1 protein-coding gene and 1 pseudogene are annotated in these 1197 nt (G+C 67.4%); both read left to right on the forward strand.

Annotated features, from left to right (window positions below; all coding sequences use genetic code 11):
* Positions 1–877, forward strand: an 877-nt coding sequence (gene ada / locus HMPREF9538_RS00970) for a bifunctional DNA-binding transcriptional regulator/O6-methylguanine-DNA methyltransferase Ada (RefSeq protein WP_009486435.1), incomplete at its 5' end; no start/stop codon positions are given.
* Positions 877–1197: pseudogene (locus tag HMPREF9538_RS00965) on the forward strand (alpha-ketoglutarate-dependent dioxygenase AlkB); the annotation flags it as partial. The gene ada and the pseudogene HMPREF9538_RS00965, both read left to right, overlap by 1 nt.

Below are 1197 nucleotides of genomic sequence, written 5' to 3' on the forward strand. Positions count from 1 at the left end.
GGCGGGATTCCGCCCCTGCAAACGCTGCCAACCGGATAAAGACTACCCGCAGCAGCAAAGGGTCGACAAAGTGGCGCAGGCCTGTCGGCTGCTGGAGCAGGACGCGCCCCTGACCCTCGAGGCGCTGGCAGGCCAGCTGGCGATGAGCCCGTTTCATTTTCACCGATTATTTAAATCCGTCACCGGCATGACCCCTAAAGCCTGGCAACAAGCGTGGCGGTCGCAGCGCCTGCGGGAAGCGCTGGAGCAGGGGATACCGGTGACCCGCGCCGCGCTGGCGGCTGGTTTTCCCGACAGCAGCAGCTATTATCGCCAGGCCGACGCAGCGTTAGGGATGACCGCCAGCCAGTTTCGCCGCGGCGGCGCCGCCACCGTGGTAACCTGGACCACGGGCGACTGCGCGCTGGGTCGTTGCCTGGTGGCGCAGAGCGAGCGCGGCGTCTGCGCGGTGCTGCCGGGTGATAACGATGCGGCATTGCTCGACGACCTGCGCCGGCGCTTTCCCAATGCCGAGCTGCGTGAAGGCGACCCCGATTTTTGTCAGCAGATGGCCGAGATTTTCGCCCACCTCGACGACAGCCGGCGGCCGGTATCGCTGCCGCTGGATCTGCAGGGCACCGCGTTTCAGCTGCAGGTCTGGCAGGCGCTGCGGCAGATCCCGGCGGGTGAGACCCGCAGCTACCGCCAGGTGGCAGAGCATATTGGCCAGCCGCGGGCGGTAAGAGCCGTGGCCGGCGCCTGCGCGGCGAATTCGCTGGCGGTGATTGTTCCCTGCCACCGGGTGGTGCGTGAAGATGGCGCCCTGTCCGGTTATCGTTGGGGAACGGCGCGAAAAGCGCAGCTGCTGGCGCGCGAGGCCCAACATGAGGAGGAGTAATGCTCGATCTGTTTAGCGATACCCCACCGTGGCAGGAGCCGCTGGCCCCCGGCGCGGTGGTGCTGCGGCGATTTGCCCGCGAACGCGCCCCGGCGCTGCTGCAGGCGATAGCCGACGTCGCCAGTCAGTCGCCGTTTCGCCAGATGGTCACGCCGGGCGGGTACACCATGTCGGTCGCCATGACCAACTGCGGCGCGCTGGGCTGGACTACCGATCGCCACGGCTATTTGTACTCCCCGGTCGACCCGGTAACCGATCAAACCTGGCCGCCGATGCCTGCCGTATTTCATGAACTGGCGCTGGCGGCGGGCCCCCCCCCC

The sequence above is a fragment of the Klebsiella sp. MS 92-3 genome, from assembly GCF_000195655.1.
GTDB classification, from domain to species: Bacteria; Pseudomonadota; Gammaproteobacteria; order Enterobacterales; family Enterobacteriaceae; genus Klebsiella; species Klebsiella pneumoniae.